A 17,227-nucleotide genomic window follows, 5' to 3' on the forward strand; every position below is an offset into this window, starting at 1 on the left:
GGATTTAATGTGCAGCGCTCGTCATTAATGAGTAGCGCAGCACACTAACGTGCCGATCGGCTGCATAAGCCTGCCCCCACGGGGGTAAACGCAGTGGTGGCGGCGGTCAGATCGCCACCACATCCGCACCAGCCGACAACAGAAAAGTGAAATCCCGTGTCCCAAGGAACCAACCTCCTGTCTCGATCAGCGCACGATCTCTCCCTTGCCACCTGGTTCGGAGGATCTCTGATGGGAGCTGTGGGCCTCAACGGTGCGACCGCGAAGGCCAAGGACCCCTCCGAACGGCTACGGCTGTCCACCCTCGGGTGGGCTCGCTGGACGCCGGTCCAGATCGCCGCTGCCGGCGTGCACACCCTCGGCGGGCTCGGCCTGATCGCCGGCAACCGCTCGCGGGTCGCCCACGACTCCGGCGCGCAGGCGAACACGGTCGTGAAGACCGTCCTCACGGTCGCCGCGATGGGCGCGACCGGCTACTCCGGCTATCTCGGCACCAAGATCGGCAAGCACGCGCACGAGGGAGGCGCCGGCGCGACCGAACCGTCGTCGTCCGCGTCGAAGGAACTCGCCTCCGCGCAGAAGCAGCTCGCGATCGTGCAGTGGGTCATCCCTGCACTGACCGGGGTGCTCGTCGTGCTCGGAGCCCAGCAGGGCGAACAACAACGCGGCCTACGCGGCCTGCTCGATGTCTGAATTCCATTCTCACACGTAGGAGTCTGATCATGTCGATGCATCGCACCCGTTACATCACACTCGCCGGGGCGTCACTCGCCGTCGCGGCGACCTGCCTTCCTGCCACCGCCTTCGCGGCGACATCGCCGAGCACGGCCGACAAGACCTTCGTCACGGCCAACGAACAGGTCAACCTCGCCGAGATCGCCATCGGCCAGCTGGCGATGACGCATTCGTCGTCGGCCGCCGTGCGCACCCTCGCGCAGAAGACGATGTCGGACCACATGGCCGCCAAGGCCAAGCTGACGACGGTCGCCGCGAACCTCGGCCTGCCGCTGCCGAGCGCGCCGAACGCCATGCAGCAGGCCCAGGCAGCCCAGCTGAAGGGACTGACGGGGTCCTCGTTCGACCAGCTCTATCTGCGTGACCAGGTCGCCGGACACGAGACGTCGATCGCCGGGACCGACACCGAGATCAGGACCGGCTCCAGCGCAACCGTCGTGAGCTACGCGCGCGGCTACCTTCCGGTCGCGCAGATGCACCTGCGGATGGCGCAGGCAGACCTGGCGTCCTCCTCCGGCAGCGGGCCCGGCAGCGTGCAGGCCGGCTCGGGTGGGCAGGCCGCCACCAACGGGGGCACCGATCTGCGGCTGGGCTGGACCGCCGGCGCCGTCGGTCTGGCGCTGCTCGGCGGAGGCGCTGTGTACGCCGACCGCAGGAGGCGTGCGCTGCGGTGAGACCGCTGCTGACGCTCGGGGTCGGGCTGCTCGCCGCCGCGATCGGCGCCGGGGGCGTCGCGCTCTCGCAGCATCCGGCGAACGCGGTCCCGCGCGATTTCGGATCGGTGGCGTCCTCGACCGGGACGCTGCCCGGTCCGGTGAGCGCGACACCGCGTCCTGCACCGGGGATCGCCCCGGTGCACGACGCGGTGCCCCCGGCTGCCCCGGTGCGGATCACGATCCCGTCGCTGCGCGTCTCCGCACCGCTGACGAACGTGGCGCTGGACGGCGCGAACTCGCTCGTCGTACCTCAGGATCCGCACGTGGTCGGGTGGTGGCAGGCGAGCGCGCTCGCCGGGTCGCCGATGGGCACCACGGTGCTCGACGGTCATGTCGACACCGCGGCGCAGGGACCCGGCACGTTGTTCCGCCTGCAGGACCTCCGAGCGGGGGCCACGATCGTCCTACGGGCCGCGAACGGCCACGAGTACACCTATCGGGTCACGACCCGTCGGGTCCTGAAGAAGTCCGGTGGCCTGCCGGCGAGCCTCTTCAGCCCGACCGCGCCGGGGACACTGGCCGTCGTCACCTGCGGCGGACCGTTCGACCGCGCCATCCACCACTACGTCGACAACATCGTGGTGCTTGCGAGCCCGGTGAGCTGACGCGACCGCGAACCGGCCCGTCGATGCGTACGGCGGGCCGGTTCGCCGGGTCGGTAGGGTCGGTCGAGTCCGCCCGCCAGCGGTGGGCCCACCCTGCGAAGGAGCACTCCCGATGCCCGTGCGAGACGTCAACTGGCCGGTCGGCAGCCCCTGCTGGGCGGAGTGCTCCTTCGAGCCGGAGCACCGCGGCATGACCCATGCCCGCGACTTCTACGAGAAGCTCTTCGGTTGGCGTACGGAAGAAGGCGTCTCGGGCAGCGGCGGCGCCGGGAGCGCGGCCTACGTGACGTGCTTCAAGGACGAGCGCGCCGCGGCCGGGCTCTCACCGATGCTGGCCGAGGGTGAGCGCCCGTCATGGCTGACCTACCTCGCCACCGACGACATCGAGGAGGCCGCGCAGGCGGTGCAGCGGGCCGGCGGCATCGTGCACGTCCCGCCGGCCGAGGCGGGCGACCTCGGGCGGCTGGCGTTCTGCACCGACCCCACCGGCGCCTACTTCGCGCTCTGGCAGGCGGGCACCCACAAGGGCTTCGGCATCGTGGCGGAGCCCGACGCGGTCGTGTGGCACACCCTGCTGACCCGGGATCTGGCCGGGGCCAAGGCCTTCTACGGCGAGGTCTTCGGCTACACCTTCGAGGACCGCGCGCCCGACCTCAGCATCGCGAAGCTGCCAGGCGGCGCGGAGGTGGCCGGGTTCCACCAGGCCGACCAGCTGGCCGACGACGTCCCGGCCAACTGGCTGGTGCACTTCGCGGTGAGCGACCGCGACTCCTCCGCGCAGATCGCGCAGAGCCTCGGCGCGCAGGTGCTGATGACCAGCGACTCCCCGATGGGGCCCGAGGCGCTGCTGCAGGGCAAGCACGGCGAGGTCTTCACCGTCGTGCAGGTCACCGACTGACACGCGCCGTCACACTCGGCGATTCGTCGGGTACGACGGCGGGCTGAGAGGATGATCGCCATGCGTTCGCTCGCCTCCGCCACCCCGCCGATCGCCCTCGGCGCCCTCGACGGCCGGTACCGCGGAGTCGTCTCCGCACTGGTCGACCACCTCTCGGAGCCGGCGCTGAACCGGCAACGCGTGCACGTCGAGGTGGAGTGGCTGATCCACCTCACCACGGTCGGCGCCGTGCCCGGCGTCCGCGCTCTGACCGAGGCCGAGCAGGCTCAGCTGCGCGCGATCCCGCAGGACTTCGACCTCGCCGACATCGAGGAGCTCGCCGAGATCGAGCGCGAGACCGTGCACGACGTCAAGGCAGTCGAGTACTACCTCAAGCGCCGCCTGCCAGCGATCGTCGGTGAGCAGGACGCGCCCGCGCTCTCGGAGCTGATCCACTTCGCCTGCACCAGCGAGGACATCAACAACCTGTCGTACGCGCTGATGGTGCAGGGCGCGGTCACCGGCGTGTGGGCCCCGAAGGCCGCGCGCCTGGTCGAGCAGGTGGCCGACATGGCGCGCGAGCTCGCCGACGTGCCGCTGCTCGCGCACACCCACGGCCAGCCCGCCACGCCCACCACGATGGGCAAGGAGATCGCCGTCCTCGCCCACCGCCTGGGCCGGCAGCTGCGCCGCATCGAGGGCGCCGAATACCTCGGCAAGATCAACGGAGCGACCGGCACGTACGGCGCACACACCGCCGCCGTTCCCGGCACCGACTGGATCTCTGTCAGCCGCGACTTCGTGGAATCGCTGGGCCTGCAGTGGAACCCGCTCACCACGCAGATCGAGAGCCACGACTGGCAGGCCGAGCTCTACGCCGACGTCGCGCGCTTCAACCGGGTGCTGCACAACCTGTGCACCGACTTCTGGACCTATATCTCGATGGGCTACTTCGCCCAGGTGCGCGGCCAGGGCACGGTCGGGTCGAGCACGATGCCGCACAAGGTCAACCCCATCCGGTTCGAGAACGCCGAGGCCAATCTCGAGGTCAGCAACGCGCTGCTCGACGTCCTCGCCGCGACCCTCGTGCAGTCGCGCCTGCAGCGCGACCTGACCGACTCCTCGATGCAGCGCAACATCGGCACGGCGTTCGGCCACTCGATGCTGGCGTTGGACAACGCGGGCCGCGGCCTCGCCGGGCTCGACGACGTCCCCGCCGCGATGGCCGCCGACCTCGACCGCAACTGGGAGGTGCTCGGCGAGGCGATCCAGTCCGCGATGCGCGCGCTGGGAGCGGCCGGCGTCGAGGGGATGGATCAGCCCTACGAGCGCCTCAAGGAACTCACCCGCGGGCGCCGGATCACCGGCGACGACCTGCGCGAGTTCGTGCGCGGGCTCGGCTTCCCGCCGGAGGTGCAGGAACGGATGCTTGCGCTGACGCCCGCGTCGTACGTCGGCCTCGCACCGCAGCTGGTCGACTTCCTCGGGCGCTGACCGCCGGGCGACCGGCACGCTCCTGCTGCGGACCTCGTAATGGCCCGCTCGGCCCCGAACGACCCGCCCGCGCGCCCCGCCCAGCTCGTAATGGCCCGCTCGGCCCCGAACGACCCGCCCACACCGTCCGGGTGATACCCCCGGAGGGTACCCTGGGGCGACACCAGCAGCACCGCGACAGCTAGAGGATTGGTCGAGATGGCCGGCTATTCAGGCAGCAAGCAGGACTACCTCACCCGGCTGCGCCGGGTGGAGGGACAGGTCCGGGGCATCCAGCGGATGGTCCAGGAGGACACCTACTGCATCGACGTGCTCACCCAGGTCAGCGCGATCACCAAGGCGTTGCAGTCGGTGAGCCTGGGGCTGCTCGAGGACCACATCGCACACTGCGTGGTCGATGCCGCGCGGGAGTCCGAGGAGGCCGCCCACGACAAGGTCGCCGAGGCGTCGGCGGCGATCGCCCGGCTCGTGAAGAGCTGAGCGACGCGCCCGGTCAGATGGTGACGGGGCCGTCAGCGGTCTCGAAGCTCACCGAGATCAGGCCGGGCGTGCCGTGCGGGGCGGCGAAGTCGAAGGTGATGCCGGGCTCCCACTCGTCGCGATCGACACCGGGCTCGCCGTTGAGTCCGAGCCAGTCGCGCACCCGCACCGGAGACCCGCCGATCTGCAGACGGGTCAGGCTGGCCTCGGTCGGACCGTCGCCGGAGGGGTGCGGCACCCCGTCGGCCCACTGGATGAAGTAGGGCACCTGGGCGTCGGAGGTGAGGCCCTTGACGCCGAGCTGCTTCCAGGACAACTCGACCCCGTCGGGACGGTGCCGGTTGCCGGGCGCCGCGGCGCGACCGACCAGTCCCTCGGCGATGCCGATGTCGTTGACCCGCACGACCCAGGCGAGCCATCCGCCCCCCGCCTCGGAGCACGCGCGCACGGCCTGGCCGAAGGGCGCCTTGTCCGATGCGGGGTGGTCGAGCACCTCCACGACCTCGACGAACCGGTCGTCCTTGAGAGGAATGATCATGTTGCGGGTGCCGAACCGAGGGTGGATCCCACCGTCGTTGGGTTCGACTCCGAGAAGGGCCCCGACCCGCTTCGCGGTGGAGATCAATCCGTCTGCAGCGGCGGCGTACACCACATGGTCGACTCGCATGCTGAGCATCGTGCCACCCGCTGCCAGGTGGCTCCAAGCTGGGTGTGGGATAGCGGCTCCGGCGCTCTCAGCGGGGGTGTGCGGGGCGGCCGAGCGGCGCTGGCGGACGGCCTCGTACAGCAGGATCGCCGCAGAGGTGGCGACGTTGAGGGAGTTGGCCGTACCGGACATCGGGATGGCGACCCGCTCGTCGGCTGCGTCGAGCACCGAGCCGGTCAGGCCCTCCTTCTCGGTGCCGACGGCGATCGCGACGGCGCCGGTGAGATCGACGTCGGTGTACGACGTGCGGGTGTCGGGGGTGGCCGCGACCAGCCGCACGCCGCGGGCGCGCAGCCACGCCAGCGTCTCCGCGGTGGGCGCCGTCGCCACGGGCACCGCGAAGACAGTGCCCTTCGAGGCGCGTACGACGTTGGGGTTGCCCCAGTCGGTCACCGGGTCGGCCGAGACGACGGCGTCCACGCCGGCGGCGTCGGCCGTGCGCAGCATGGCGCCGAGATTGCCCGGCTTCTCGACACCCTCTGCGAGCAGGATCAACGAATCATCCTCGGTCGCAACGTCGTCCAGCGCGGTCCCAGCGAGTGCGGCGACGGCCACGATGCCGTCCGCGCCCTCGCGGTAGGCGATCTTCTCGAACGCCGCGCGGTTCAGCCGGGCGATCTGCGCTCCGCGCTCGCCGGACTCCCGCACGAGCTGTGCCACCTCGGCGCCGGCGGACGCGAGCTCGGGGCAGTACAGCAGCTGACGGGGCACCACCCCGGCGTCGACCGCGAGCCGCAACTCGTCGTACCCCTCGATCAGCGTGAGGCCGAGCTCGTCGCGCCGCCGCCGCTTGCGCAGTGCGACGACGTCCTTGAGCCGCGGGTTGGACGGCGAGGTGATCAGGAGTTCGGACACGACGACGACCCTACGGTCGTCACGGGACCGGCCGCGCCACCTGCCGCGAACGGGGGTCGACCGCCCCGGCCGCCTGGGACCGGCGCACACGGACTCGTGATCGGTGTCGGCGGCCTGGTCCTCATCCCGCTGGCGACGACTGCCGGCCGGCTCGTCCTTCACCGGCTCTGACCGCGGGCCGTGCATGGCGGCTCCGACCGCGCGACTCCCGGAGTGGGACGGCATCGAGGCCGCCCAGCACCTCGGTCTGGCCGCGGTGTGCCGATGCCGTCGCCAGCGGAGCCTCCAGCAGATCGGTGAAGACCAGCTCCGCCGCCCCCAGCAGGGTCGCGTCCTCGCCCAGTCCCCCGAGGCACACGCGCGCCGGTTCACCGGGTGCTCTGGCCATCAACGTATCGAGGGAGGACTGCAGATCCTCCTGCCGCTCGTCCAGGAGCCGGCTGAGGGAGCCTCCGATGACGATGAGCTGCGGATTGACCAGGTGGGAGATGCTCGCCAGCCCGACGGCCAACCACTGGCACACGTCGTCGATCGCGGTCTGGGCGAAGACGTTGCCGTCGTCGGCATCCTTCATGACCTCGCCGATGCCGAATGCCGACGTCTGACCGGAGAGGCCGGCACGGGCGAAGAGCGCACGCTCACCGACGACCTGCTCGAAACACCCCTGGTTGCCGCAGTAGCACAGCGGCCCTCCCGGCTGTACGACGATGTGGCCGATCTCGCCTGCCAGGCCGTGCGCGCCGAGGAGCGGCACACCGTCGACGAGAAATCCCGCCCCGACACCCACCCGTGCGATGAGGTAGGCGACATCGTCGACGTCGCGCGCGACCCCACGCAGGTGTTCGGCCACGACGCCGAGGTTGGCGTCGTTGCCCAGATGGATCGGGATGTCATCGCCGAATGCGACCTGCAGCATCCCCACCAGGTCGACGTCGTCCCAGTGCAGGTTGGGGGCCGCCAGGATCCGCGAGTCGCGCCGTCGTACCGTCCCCGGCACGCTCACCCCGACGCCGATCAGCCAGCTCTGTCCGGGGATGCTGTCGGCCAGGGCACCCACGCCCGCGACCACCTCCGCGACGATCTCCTCCGGCGCGATGACGTCGGCCAGATCGATGGAGTGCCGTGCCAGCACCCGCCCGCCGAGGGCGACCGCCGCCACCGTGAGGTGACTCACGGCGACGTCGACCGCCACGGCGTACGGGCCGTCGGTGCGCGGTCCGACGATCGGTGAGGGCCGACCCGCCGTGCCGCGCGCGGCGGGTGCGTACTCCGACACCAGCCCCAGCTCCTCGAGCTGCGCGACCAGCACCTTGATCGTGCTGCGGTTGAACCCCGTCACGCGCGTCAGCTCGGCGCGCGACAGACGCCCGCGGCGGTGGATCTCGGACAGGACGATGCGCAGGTTGTGACTTCGGATGGACTGGTGGCCGGATGAGATCTGTCGTGCCATCACTCCTCCCCCGCCAGGAGGTCACAGTCCGGAGGAACCCGCCCGACGACGGGACAGAGCGTCGACGGCGGCGGCCAACATGAGCACCACTCCGGTCACGATGTACTGCACGGCCGCACTGTTCGTGCCCTTCACGAGGTTGGACATGCCGTTGTAGATGACCTCGACGACGGCACCACCGACGATGGCGTCGATCATGCGTCCCTTGCCGCCGAAGAGGCTCGTGCCACCGATCACGGCCGCACCCACCGCCAACAGCAGGGTGTTGCCGCCGTAGTTCGCGACACTCACCGACTGCACGTTCGAGCCGATCATGATGCCGCCGATGGCGGCCATGGCCGAACACAGGACGAACACCGAGATGCGGATCCGGTCCACGGGGATACCGGCCCGTCGGGCGGCCTCCTCGTTGCCGCCGACGGCGTACACGTGACGGCCGTACCGGGTGCGGCTCAGCACGAATGTCCACACCACGAAGAACGCGATGATGATCGGGACGACCCACGGGACTCCGGAGAGCTCCTGCGCAGCCACCTTGACGAGCTTGCCGTCGACCGTCTTGAAACCGGCCGCCTGGTTGATCGACCGGTTCTGGTTGAGCGCGTAGACGGCGAGGAACGTGCCGACCGCGATCGCACCGACCTTGAAGGCGATGACCGCGATGGGCTCGGTGTTGAGACCCTGGCGGCGTCGACCGTTCTGGGCGAGGAACTTCACCGCGGCGTACCCACCCACGATGAGGACCGCGAGCAGCCAGCCCGCCCAGATCGGCATCTGGTTGCCGTCGAAACCGTTGACCACCGAGTCGGTGATCGTGATGTCGCCCTTCTGACCCTTGCCGTTGTTGGCGATGTAGAGCGCCACACCCTGGAACGCCAGGAAGAACGCGAGGGTGACGACGAACGACGGGATGCGCACCTTGGCGCGCAGGAAGCCGATCAGGAGACCGATGATGACGCCGGTGATGATCGCGGCGCCGATGGAGACCGGCCAGGGCGCGTGGTACCCCACCATGAGGCGCACCATCACCGTGGCGCAGACGCCCGCGGCGAACCCCGCGGACAGGTCGATCTCACCGAGCAGCAGGACGAAGACCAGACCCATCGCGATGAAGATGGGTCCGGCGCCCTCCGTCAGCATGTTGCCGAGGTTGAACAGGCCCTTGAAGGTCGGCTGCAGGATGCTGAAGACGATGACGAGCAGGACGAGCCCGGTGACGGCGGGCAGGGAGCCCATCTCGCCGCCGCGCAGCCGTTGCACGTAGTTGGTGACGTACGCCGACACGCTGTTGCCGGTCGGCACCGTCGTGGCCACAGCCTCCAGCGAGCCGGCCTTCGGCGCGGCGACGTTGCGGCTGGCGCCGGTCGTACCTTCTGCGCCCTCGGTGCCGTCGGTGCCGTTCGCGTCGGTGTCCACCGAGGCAGGGGGCTTGTTGATGTCGTTCATTCTGCGACTCCCGTGGTCATCGCCGGCACGCCAGCGGTCTTGCCGGTGGTGATGAGTTCGACCAGCTGCGTCTGGTTGACCTGGGAGCGCTCGACCATCGCGGCCATCTTGCCCAGGTACAGCGTGGCGATCCGGTCGGAGACCTCCAGCACGTCGAGCATGTTGTGCGAGATCAGGACCACGGCCAGGCCACGGTCCGCCAGCCGGCGCACCAGTGCGAGGACCTGCGCCGTCTGCGCGACGCCCAGCGCCGCGGTCGGCTCGTCGAGCACGACGAGCTTGGAGTTCCAGAGCACCGCCTTGGCGATGGCGACCGTCTGGCGCTGGCCACCGGAGAGGCTGGAGACCCGCTGGCGCACCGACTTCACCGTGCGCACCGACAGCGACGCGAGCGTCTCCTCGGCGGCGTGCTCCATGGAGTTCTCGTCCAGGACCGCCTTCTGCACCCGTTCACGACCCAGGAACATGTTCTGCACGATGTCCAGGTTGTCGCACAGCGCCAGGTCCTGGTAGACGATCTCGATCCCGAGCGCCGACGCGTCACGGGGGGTGTGGATGTTGGTCGACGCACCGTCGAAGGAGTACTCGCCGGAATCGATGGTGTAGGTGCCACTGATGCACTTCACCAACGTGGACTTGCCGGCTCCGTTGTCGCCGACCAGAGCCGTGACCTCACCCGCGCGGGCCTCGAAGTCGACGTCCTGGAGGACGTGCACCGGACCGAAGCTTTTGTTGACACTGCGCAATTGCAGTAGTGGCTGATCGGGCACTGCGGCGTTACCTCCGGTTCGATGGGTGCCGGGCGGCTGCCGAAGGGGCACGACCCGGTTGCGTCCGCCTCCGGGCCGGCCGGCGAGATGCCGACCGGCCCGGACGCTGGACCTTCAGTGCGCCAGTCCGCAGGAGCTACTGGCGCGGGGCGTCACTTGACGCCGTTAGAGGTGCACATGGCGGCGAAGCTGCCGGTGCACACCGTGTTCTTCGGAACGTAGCCGTCGTTGATCGGCCGCGCCACGTTCGCCTTGGTGATCACGATCGGCGTCGCCAGGATCGACGGCACCTTCGCCTTGGTGGACGGGTCCTCGACGGTCGCCGTGGTGGTCGGGACCTTGCCGGTCACCAGCTGCGCGATCGCGTTGATGGCCGGGCCGGCCTCCTCGGTGGTCGGCTTGTAGATGGTGAAGCACTGCGAGCCGTCCATGACGCGCTGCAGACCGGCCGCCGAAGCGTCCTGCCCGGAGACGGCGACCTGGCCACTCAGGTGGGAGTTCTTCAGGTCCGTGATGACGGCGCCGGCCATCGTGTCGTTGGCGACCATGACGGCCTTGATGCCCGGGTGGGCGGCGAGCATGGTGCTGAACTCACGACCCGCGGTCGGGGCGTCCCAGTTGCCGTCCTGCTCGGCGACCTTGGTCCAGCCCTTGGTCTTGCCGAGGACGCTCTCGTATCCCTGGCGGAACAGCGTGGCGTTGTTGTCCGTCGACGCACCGTCGATCTGGGCGTACTGCACGGAGCTCTTGCCCTTGACCTGCGAGCACTGCGTGAGGGCCGTGCCCTGCGCGACACCGACCTTGACGTTGTCGAAGGAGATGTAGAGCGACGCGCCGCCACCGGGGGTGAGCCGGTCGTAGTCGACCGTCAGGACGCCGTTCTTCTTGGCCTGCTGCTCGATCGCCGCGCCGGAGGCCGGGTCGAGGTTGACGATCATCAGGACCTTGACCTTGTTCGCCAGCATGCCGTTGGCGATGGTCTTCATCGTCGCGGCGGAGCCGTTGGCGTTCTGGATGTCGCAGTTCAGGTTGTCGGCCTTGCAGTCCGCCTTCAACGCCGTGGGATCGGCGGTGATCCAGCGCGGCGAGGAGGTGGTGTCCGGCAGGATGATGCCGACCTTGGCCCCCTTGCCGTCGAACGTGCCGCCGCCACCAGCTGCCGAGCTGGAGGAACCTGAGGACGACGACGAGCTCGACGAACTCGACGAGCTCGTGCCGGCAGCGCTGGAGCTGCTGCCGCCGCCCTTGCTCGAGCTGCCACAGCCGGTGAGAGCCATGGTCCCCACAGCCCCTGCGGCGATGAGGATGTTCATGCCTTTGCGCATAGATCCCGCCCTTTCGCGGTTGTCTGAACGCGCCGGCCGCTCCGGTCGACACGCTGATGTAACGCCGCACAACATATGGCCGTAGTGTCGGCACTGGAAGCATCCCCGCGGAAGCGTGACCGACCTGTGACCTGCGCCACAGATCGCCCTCGTTGTGCAACGGTAGGTGGCGACGTCGTACACCGTCGCCACCTCGCCTGAACGCCGTGTTCAGTGGCTGAAAGCAAGCTGTGGGCGCGATCCGCCAGTGAACTTTCGCGGCGCGACGACCCGGGTCTGACGCCCCGGATCGGACGCCAGGACGAACCGGACCGAACTGCATCCGCACACCGACGCATGGGAGTTATGTATGGCACTCATCCCTACCCGCGAGGACAAGTTCAGCTTCGGGCTGTGGACCGTGGGGTGGCAGGCCCGCGATCTCTTCGGTGAAGCCACCCGGCCGGTGCTCGCCGGAGTCGAGGCGGTCCACAAACTCACCGAGCTGGGCGCGTACGGCATCACCTTCCACGACGACGACCTGATCCCGCCGGGCAGCTCGACCGCCGAGCGGGACCGCATCGTCGCCGAGTTCAAGCAGGCCCTCGCCGACACCGGCATGGTCGTCCCGATGGCGACCACGAACCTCTTCGGCGACCCGATCTTCAAGGACGGCGGCTTCACCAGCAACGACCGTTCGGTGCGCCGCTACGCGCTGCGCAAGGTGATGCGCAACATGGATCTCGCTGCGGAACTGGGAGCCGAGATCTACGTGTTCTGGGGTGGCCGGGAAGGCTCCGAGGTCGACTTCGCCAAGGACGTCCGCTCCGCCCTGGACCGCTACCGCGAGGGCATCGACCTGCTCGCTCAGTACTCCATCGACAAGGGGTACGGGATGCGGTTCGCCATCGAACCCAAGCCCAACGAGCCCCGCGGCGACATCCTGCTCCCCACGATCGGACACGCGCTGGCGTTCATCTCCCAGCTCGAACACGCCGACATGGTCGGGATCAACCCCGAGACCGGCCACGAGCAGATGGCCAGCCTCAACTACACCCACGGGATCGCGCAGGCGCTGTGGCAGGACAAGCTCTTCCACATCGACCTCAACGGTCAGAAGGGTCCGCGCTACGACCAGGACATGGTCTTCGGGTACGGCGACCTGCTGCAGGCGTTCTCCACCGTGGATCTGCTCGAGAACGGCGCGCCAGGCGGCAGCCCGACGTACAACGGTGACCGCCACTTCGATTACAAGCCGCTGCGCACCGAGGACATGGACGGCGTCTGGGAGTCGGCGCTGGCCAACATGGAGCTCTACCTCGAGCTGCGCGAGCGGTCCAAGGCGTTCCGGGCCAGCCCGAAGGTCCAGGAAGCCCTGGCGGCGTCCGAGGTTGCCGAGCTCGCTCAGCCGACGCTGAACAAGGACGAGACCTGGGAGATGCTCGTGAGCGACGACGCCTCGTACGAGGGCTTCGACCGCGACGCCGCGGCCACCCGGGGCTACGGCTTCGCACGTATCCAGCGGCTGGCCGTGGAGCACCTGCTCGGCGTCTCCTCGGACTGACCCCCGACCCACGTCCATCCCCGTCACGTTCGCGACCTGTGGGGCCGCGCGATCCGGTGGTGGACGTGGGTGCCGGTCGCTAGATTGCTGAGATGACGGTGCTGCCCGTTTTCGACTTCCCGCAGTTCGTGGCCGCCTTCGACGCGAAGCGGCGCGAGCGGGGTCTGGACTGGTATGAGTTCGCGGGCGAACTGTGGGAGCAGTCCTCGGACCTGAACGCCGAGCGGGAGGACGACCACCCCCTCTGCGGTGGCGCGGTGTCCCGGCTGGGGGCGCGGGGGGAGACCTCCTGCCAGTACGCGCTGTTCATGCTGCGCTGGCTCGACGAGGCTCCCGAGGCGTTCCTGACCGGTCCGGTCGTGGACGTCGGCGACACCCGCCTGCCCGAGCCGGGCCCGGACCACAGACTGCGGTGGGACCTGCCCCGGCTGCACACGGCCTTGAACGACGCGCGCCGCGAGCGGGGGCTGACGTGGGCACAACTGGCGGAGCAGATCGGATGCACCCCCGCACGGCTGACCAACCTGCGGTCCGCGCGTCAGGCCGACCTGGCACTCGTGATGCGCGTGACGCAGTGGTTGGGCAGACCGGCGGCGGCGTTCGTCCACTCCGCCCGGTGGTGATGGACGATCCCGGGGCCGATCAGCGCTGTGATCGGCCCCGGGATCGGTCAGTGGCGGGTTAACGAACCGCGTGGGCGCGAATGCCCAACTGCAGCAACGTCTGACGTGCCATGGCCGCTTCGCCCACGGCGTTCGGGTGCACCGGGAAGGCATTGACGGGGCCGACCGCGGGCTCGATCCACCGCTTGCTCTCGGGCTGGCAGGCGTCATGCCCCGTGGAACTGGGCGCCATGTCGATGAACCGCGACCCGGTCTTCCAGGCAGCGCGCCGTACGACGCTGTTCAGCACGTCCTGCTGGTGGTGCAGCCAGGGGACGTCGCCCAGCGAGATCGGCATCGACGGGTAGCAGGCCAATGAGCCGGTCGTGGGCAGGATCTCGGGGTAGCCGATGATCGCGACCGTGGCGTGCGGGGCCTTCTGGTGCACCGCACGAAGTGCCGCCACCAGGTGCGGGTAGGTCTGGTTGACGATCTCGTCGGTGAACGTGGATCCGTACTTCTTCTGGCAGGGGTTGCCCGTGATGTCCGTGGAGGAAATGGCGGCACAACCGAAGAACGAGTCGACGAACACGTCCTCGTCGTTGCCGCCGATGGTCATGGTGACCAGGCGGGTCTTGTTCGTGACCGCGTCGAGTTGCGGGGCGACGCCGGCCGACTGGGAGGAGTAGAAGTCCGAGGTCTTCGCGCCGCTGCACGTGACGTCGGTGAACGAGGTCGGCTTGGTGACCGCGGCGATGTCATGGGCGTAGTTCAGGGTCGAGCGGCTGCAGACGGGCGGGGATCCCACCACGGACGGCTGGACGCCGGCCGCCGAGGAGTAGCTGTCGCCGAGCGCGACGTACGGGGAGGTCTTGACCGCGTGATGGTGGCGGTGCCCCCATGCCGGGGCTGCCGACGCGGAGGCGGGTCCGGCGGCGACGACTCCCATCGCGGCGGCGAACATGGTGGCAGTGAGGACACTGGTGGTGCGACGCATGAAGATCTCCGATGACCGTCTGAGAAATCGTTCCTGACCGCGTGCCCCGGGCCAGTAGGCGCTCGAGACGCCCGCATCGCAACGTAGCAAGCACCCACACACCAGGCAATGGCCCGCTCGGCGCGTACCGAGCGGCTACTCATCGGCGCCGCGAGACCACGTGCAGCTGTGCTGCCAGCGCCCGGTACGGGTCACGGCACCCTGCCTCCGTCTCGGCGCGCAGGCACGAGTCCAGCGCCTCGGGATCGACCGCGGTGGTGGCGCCGACGGCGTCGGTGAACACGCGAACGCCGTACCACGCGATGATCTCCAGCCCCACGTCGGCGCACCACCGGCGGGCCTCGGTCAGGGTGTGTGCACGCGCGGTCGCGCCGAGCTCGTTGACGTACGACGTCGCGTCGAACGCGTCGAGAGCGCCCGCCCAGTCTCCGCGGATGCCCGGTCGGAACGCGAGCGCGTCACCGTTGCGGACGCTGAAGGAGACCACACCGCCCTCCTGGGCACGGTCCGCAAGTACGCCCACTGTCTCGCGCGCATCCGGCACGTACATCAGCAGACCGTGGGCACACACGAGATCGAAGCGCTCCCCGCCCAGCACCTGCGCGAGATGCTCCACGTCGCCTCGCAGAGCACGGACCGTGTGTCCCCGCGACTGCGCGTCCTCCCGGAACCGTCGGAGGAGAGCCGGCGAGGGATCGACGCCGGTGACGGCCAGACCGGCGTCCGCGAGGTGGATCGCCTGGGTCCCCTGACCGCATCCGACGTCGAGCGCGGTGCCGAGCCCGTACAGATGCGCTGCGAGCTGCTCTTCGATCAGGTGCTGCCGGACGGCGTTGCGCAGCCCGCCGAGTCGCTCGACCCAGACTCCCTCGACCTCACCGAACGACGCCACCGGTCCAGTGTGCTCGGACCCTCCGACACCGCTCGGCTCGATGGGTGAGCACTCATCCCAACGAGGAGGTCGCCGCTCGCAGGTCGTCCAAGGCGGCCACCGCGTGATCGGCGAGCCCTTCACCGTCCGAGGGATTGCCTTCGGACCACGCGGCGAAGCCGCGCTTGAAGGCCAGGACTCCCAGCTCCGCGGCGAGGTGGGCCGTCGGGTCCGGGACGCCTCGCGCGGCGAGGGCCTCCGTCATCGCCGCTGCGAGACCGACGCTCTTGAGGGCGTCGCGTTCCTGGAGTTCCGTGCTGGCCGCCACCGCCGCCCTGATGCGCGGGCCGATCTCGCGGTTCGTGGGACCCATCGCGCCCGACGCGCGCCGCAGTCCGGCCGCGACGGCCTCCAGCGGGGTCGCGCTCGACGGCGCTTCGGCGATCCCGTCGGCGAGCAGTCGGCTCAGGGTCTCCTGGCCGGCGACCAGCAGCTCCCGTTTGTCGGAGAAGTGCCGGAAGAAGGTGCTCTTGGTGACTCCGGCCCGTTCAGCGATCTGCGAGACGGTCGTGGCGTCGTAGCCCTGCTCGGTGAACAGATCGACCGCCGCGACGACCAGCCGCTGGGTCGCGCCGGGTTGCCATCGAGCCATCGCCACATCCTAGGTGATGGGACATCGGTCTCATCATCGGTGTAGCGTGATGGGACAACAGTCCCTTCACTCCCCAGGAGCACACAATGCAGGTATTCGTCACCGGAGGCACCGGCACCATCGGTTCGCCCGTCGTCGCCGAGTTGCTCGGTCACAACCACACCGTCCTTGCACTGGCCCGTTCGGAGGAGTCGGCACGGGCTCTGGAAACCGCGGGCGCTGAGGTGCTGCGCGGCACCCTGGCGGACCTCGACATCCTGCGGGCCGGTGCCGCGCGATCCGACGGGGTCATCAGCCTGGCGTTCGGGCGCGACTACGGCACGCCCGAGGCGCTCGCCGCCGGCGTCGCCGAGGAGAGCGCGGCCCTGACGGCGCTGGGCGAGGAACTCATCGGGAGCGACCGCCCGATCGTCGCGGTCTCGGGCACTCCCTGGATCCCGGGCCGTATGTCGACCGAGGCCGACCCGCTACCGACCGACGGCCCGGTGGGCGGTCGGGGCCGTTCGGTCAACGCATTGCTGGCGTTGGCCTCGCAGGGCGTGAGGAGCACGGCCGTCCGGATGCCGCGCACGGTCCACAACGAGGGCAAGGGCGGGTTCGCCGGACTGCTGACCGACACCGCGCGCCGTAACGGCGTGTCCGGCTACCCCGGCGACGGCACCCAGCGGTGGCCGGCCGTGCACGCGCTCGATGCGGCGGCACTCTTCCGGCTCGCCCTGGAGTCGGCAGAGCCCGGCACGGCCTGGCACGCCGTGGCCGACGAGGGCGACGCGGTGCGAGAGATCGCGACGGTCATCGGTCGGCAACTCGACCTGCCCGTCGAGTCGGTGCCGGAGGACTCCTTCGGCCCGTTCGGCGTGATCTTCGCGATGGACCAGCCGGCGTCCAGCGCGCACACCCGGGACGCCCTCGGGTGGCGTCCGACCCACCCCAGTCTGCTCGACGATCTGCGGAACATCCGCCCCTGACCTCGATCTGCCGAGAGGTCGACCGCGGTTACCGACAGGTCCAGCTGTCGCTGAACCGGGACGTTGCGGGGCGCGACCGTACCCGAGAGAAACGGCACAAGCATCTCTGTTTGCAGGACACACCACTAGGTGACC

The 17,227-nt window shown here is 69.6% G+C and carries 17 protein-coding genes; 9 read left to right on the top strand and 8 right to left on the bottom strand.

Annotation, left to right across the window (positions count from 1 at the left end):
- Positions 1 to 231 precede the first annotated feature (231 nt).
- The 6 genes from LVQ62_RS02785 (at position 232) to LVQ62_RS02810 (ending at position 4,907) form a co-directional block, all read left to right on the top strand.
- A complete protein-coding gene (locus tag LVQ62_RS02785; protein WP_233764602.1) occupies positions 232 to 693 on the top strand; it encodes a hypothetical protein in 462 nt (153 codons plus the stop codon).
- 29 nt (positions 694 to 722) lie between these two features.
- Entirely contained in the window at positions 723 to 1,409 is a 687-nt protein-coding gene (locus LVQ62_RS02790; RefSeq protein ID WP_233764604.1) for a DUF4142 domain-containing protein, read from the top strand.
- Positions 1,406 to 2,056 carry a class F sortase gene (locus tag LVQ62_RS02795; RefSeq protein ID WP_233764606.1) on the top strand — a complete coding sequence of 217 codons (651 nt, stop codon included), beginning with the start codon at positions 1,406 to 1,408 and terminating at the stop codon, positions 2,054 to 2,056. The genes LVQ62_RS02790 and LVQ62_RS02795 overlap by 4 nt, the downstream gene beginning before the upstream one ends.
- Positions 2,057 to 2,168: 112 nt before the next feature.
- On the top strand, positions 2,169 to 2,954 hold the full coding sequence (locus LVQ62_RS02800) for a VOC family protein (protein WP_233764608.1): 786 nt from the start codon (positions 2,169 to 2,171) through the stop codon (positions 2,952 to 2,954).
- A 60-nt stretch (positions 2,955 to 3,014) separates the two neighbouring features.
- Positions 3,015 to 4,427 (top strand): adenylosuccinate lyase, encoded by a 1,413-nt coding sequence (gene purB, locus LVQ62_RS02805; protein ID WP_233764619.1) that lies wholly within the window; start codon positions 3,015 to 3,017, stop codon positions 4,425 to 4,427.
- Positions 4,428 to 4,625: 198 nt separating this feature from the next.
- Entirely contained in the window at positions 4,626 to 4,907 is a 282-nt protein-coding gene (locus tag LVQ62_RS02810) for a metal-sensitive transcriptional regulator (protein ID WP_208051045.1), read from the top strand.
- A gap of 13 nt (positions 4,908 to 4,920) precedes the next feature.
- Here the strand turns inward: LVQ62_RS02810 and LVQ62_RS17700 are convergent, their stop codons facing one another.
- The 5 genes from LVQ62_RS17700 to LVQ62_RS02840 all read right to left on the bottom strand — a co-directional run bounded on the left by LVQ62_RS17700 (position 4,921) and on the right by LVQ62_RS02840 (position 11,447).
- On the bottom strand, positions 4,921 to 6,468 hold the full coding sequence (locus LVQ62_RS17700; RefSeq protein ID WP_370639663.1) for a TrmH family RNA methyltransferase: 1,548 nt from the start codon (positions 6,466 to 6,468) through the stop codon (positions 4,921 to 4,923).
- Positions 6,469 to 6,589: 121 nt separating this feature from the next.
- Complete coding sequence (locus LVQ62_RS02825; protein WP_233764622.1) at positions 6,590 to 7,918, bottom strand: ROK family transcriptional regulator; 1,329 nt, start codon at positions 7,916 to 7,918, stop codon at positions 6,590 to 6,592.
- 21 nt (positions 7,919 to 7,939) lie between these two features.
- On the bottom strand, positions 7,940 to 9,364 hold the full coding sequence (locus LVQ62_RS02830) for a sugar ABC transporter permease (protein WP_233764632.1): 1,425 nt from the start codon (positions 9,362 to 9,364) through the stop codon (positions 7,940 to 7,942).
- A complete protein-coding gene (locus LVQ62_RS02835) occupies positions 9,361 to 10,080 on the bottom strand; it encodes an ATP-binding cassette domain-containing protein (RefSeq protein WP_233764634.1) in 720 nt (239 codons plus the stop codon). Before LVQ62_RS02835 ends, LVQ62_RS02830 begins: the two co-directional genes overlap by 4 nt.
- A gap of 206 nt (positions 10,081 to 10,286) precedes the next feature.
- The gene (locus LVQ62_RS02840) at positions 10,287 to 11,447 is read right to left on the bottom strand and encodes a sugar ABC transporter substrate-binding protein (RefSeq protein WP_233764636.1); all 1,161 of its coding nucleotides are present in this window, start codon (positions 11,445 to 11,447) and stop codon (positions 10,287 to 10,289) included.
- Between the two features lie 361 nt (positions 11,448 to 11,808).
- Here LVQ62_RS02840 and xylA point away from each other — a divergent pair, with 361 nt between their 5' ends.
- Together xylA and LVQ62_RS02850 are read left to right on the top strand one after the other, a co-directional pair.
- Positions 11,809 to 13,002, top strand: coding sequence for a xylose isomerase (gene xylA / locus LVQ62_RS02845; RefSeq protein ID WP_233764655.1), 1,194 nt, complete (start codon positions 11,809 to 11,811; stop codon positions 13,000 to 13,002).
- 92 nt (positions 13,003 to 13,094) lie between these two features.
- Entirely contained in the window at positions 13,095 to 13,625 is a 531-nt protein-coding gene (locus LVQ62_RS02850; RefSeq protein ID WP_233764657.1) for a helix-turn-helix transcriptional regulator, read from the top strand.
- A 58-nt stretch (positions 13,626 to 13,683) separates the two neighbouring features.
- Here LVQ62_RS02850 and LVQ62_RS02855 read toward each other — a convergent pair whose 3' ends face one another.
- From LVQ62_RS02855 to LVQ62_RS02865, 3 genes are all read right to left on the bottom strand, one after another.
- A complete protein-coding gene (locus LVQ62_RS02855) occupies positions 13,684 to 14,601 on the bottom strand; it encodes an SGNH/GDSL hydrolase family protein (RefSeq protein ID WP_233764663.1) in 918 nt (305 codons plus the stop codon).
- Positions 14,602 to 14,740: 139 nt separating this feature from the next.
- Positions 14,741 to 15,493: a bifunctional 2-polyprenyl-6-hydroxyphenol methylase/3-demethylubiquinol 3-O-methyltransferase UbiG gene (locus LVQ62_RS02860; RefSeq protein WP_233764665.1), complete on the bottom strand. Its 753-nt coding sequence runs from the start codon at positions 15,491 to 15,493 to the stop codon at positions 14,741 to 14,743.
- Between the two features lie 52 nt (positions 15,494 to 15,545).
- A complete protein-coding gene (locus tag LVQ62_RS02865) occupies positions 15,546 to 16,124 on the bottom strand; it encodes a TetR/AcrR family transcriptional regulator (RefSeq protein ID WP_233764667.1) in 579 nt (192 codons plus the stop codon).
- A gap of 86 nt (positions 16,125 to 16,210) precedes the next feature.
- Here LVQ62_RS02865 and LVQ62_RS02870 point away from each other — a divergent pair, with 86 nt between their 5' ends.
- Complete coding sequence (locus LVQ62_RS02870) at positions 16,211 to 17,092, top strand: SDR family oxidoreductase (RefSeq protein ID WP_233764676.1); 882 nt, start codon at positions 16,211 to 16,213, stop codon at positions 17,090 to 17,092.
- The last annotated feature ends 135 nt before the right edge of the window (positions 17,093 to 17,227 follow it).

Origin of the sequence: Allobranchiibius sp. GilTou73 (genome assembly GCF_021391335.1) — a bacterium.
GTDB classification, from domain to species: domain Bacteria; phylum Actinomycetota; class Actinomycetes; order Actinomycetales; family Dermatophilaceae; genus Allobranchiibius; species Allobranchiibius huperziae.

Coding starts and splice junctions, on each gene's coding strand:
- LVQ62_RS02785 (WP_233764602.1), top strand. CDS start 232: ATGGGAGCTGTGGGCCTCAACGGTGCGACCGCGAAGGCCAAGGACCCC.
- LVQ62_RS02790 (WP_233764604.1), top strand. CDS start 723: ATGTCGATGCATCGCACCCGTTACATCACACTCGCCGGGGCGTCACTC.
- LVQ62_RS02800 (WP_233764608.1), top strand. CDS start 2,169: ATGCCCGTGCGAGACGTCAACTGGCCGGTCGGCAGCCCCTGCTGGGCG.
- purB (WP_233764619.1), top strand. CDS start 3,015: ATGCGTTCGCTCGCCTCCGCCACCCCGCCGATCGCCCTCGGCGCCCTC.
- LVQ62_RS02810 (WP_208051045.1), top strand. CDS start 4,626: ATGGCCGGCTATTCAGGCAGCAAGCAGGACTACCTCACCCGGCTGCGC.
- LVQ62_RS02825 (WP_233764622.1), bottom strand. CDS start 7,918: ATGGCACGACAGATCTCATCCGGCCACCAGTCCATCCGAAGTCACAAC.
- LVQ62_RS02830 (WP_233764632.1), bottom strand. CDS start 9,364: ATGAACGACATCAACAAGCCCCCTGCCTCGGTGGACACCGACGCGAAC.
- LVQ62_RS02840 (WP_233764636.1), bottom strand. CDS start 11,447: ATGAACATCCTCATCGCCGCAGGGGCTGTGGGGACCATGGCTCTCACC.
- xylA (WP_233764655.1), top strand. CDS start 11,809: ATGGCACTCATCCCTACCCGCGAGGACAAGTTCAGCTTCGGGCTGTGG.
- LVQ62_RS02850 (WP_233764657.1), top strand. CDS start 13,095: ATGACGGTGCTGCCCGTTTTCGACTTCCCGCAGTTCGTGGCCGCCTTC.
- LVQ62_RS02855 (WP_233764663.1), bottom strand. CDS start 14,601: ATGCGTCGCACCACCAGTGTCCTCACTGCCACCATGTTCGCCGCCGCG.
- LVQ62_RS02865 (WP_233764667.1), bottom strand. CDS start 16,124: ATGGCTCGATGGCAACCCGGCGCGACCCAGCGGCTGGTCGTCGCGGCG.
- LVQ62_RS02870 (WP_233764676.1), top strand. CDS start 16,211: ATGCAGGTATTCGTCACCGGAGGCACCGGCACCATCGGTTCGCCCGTC.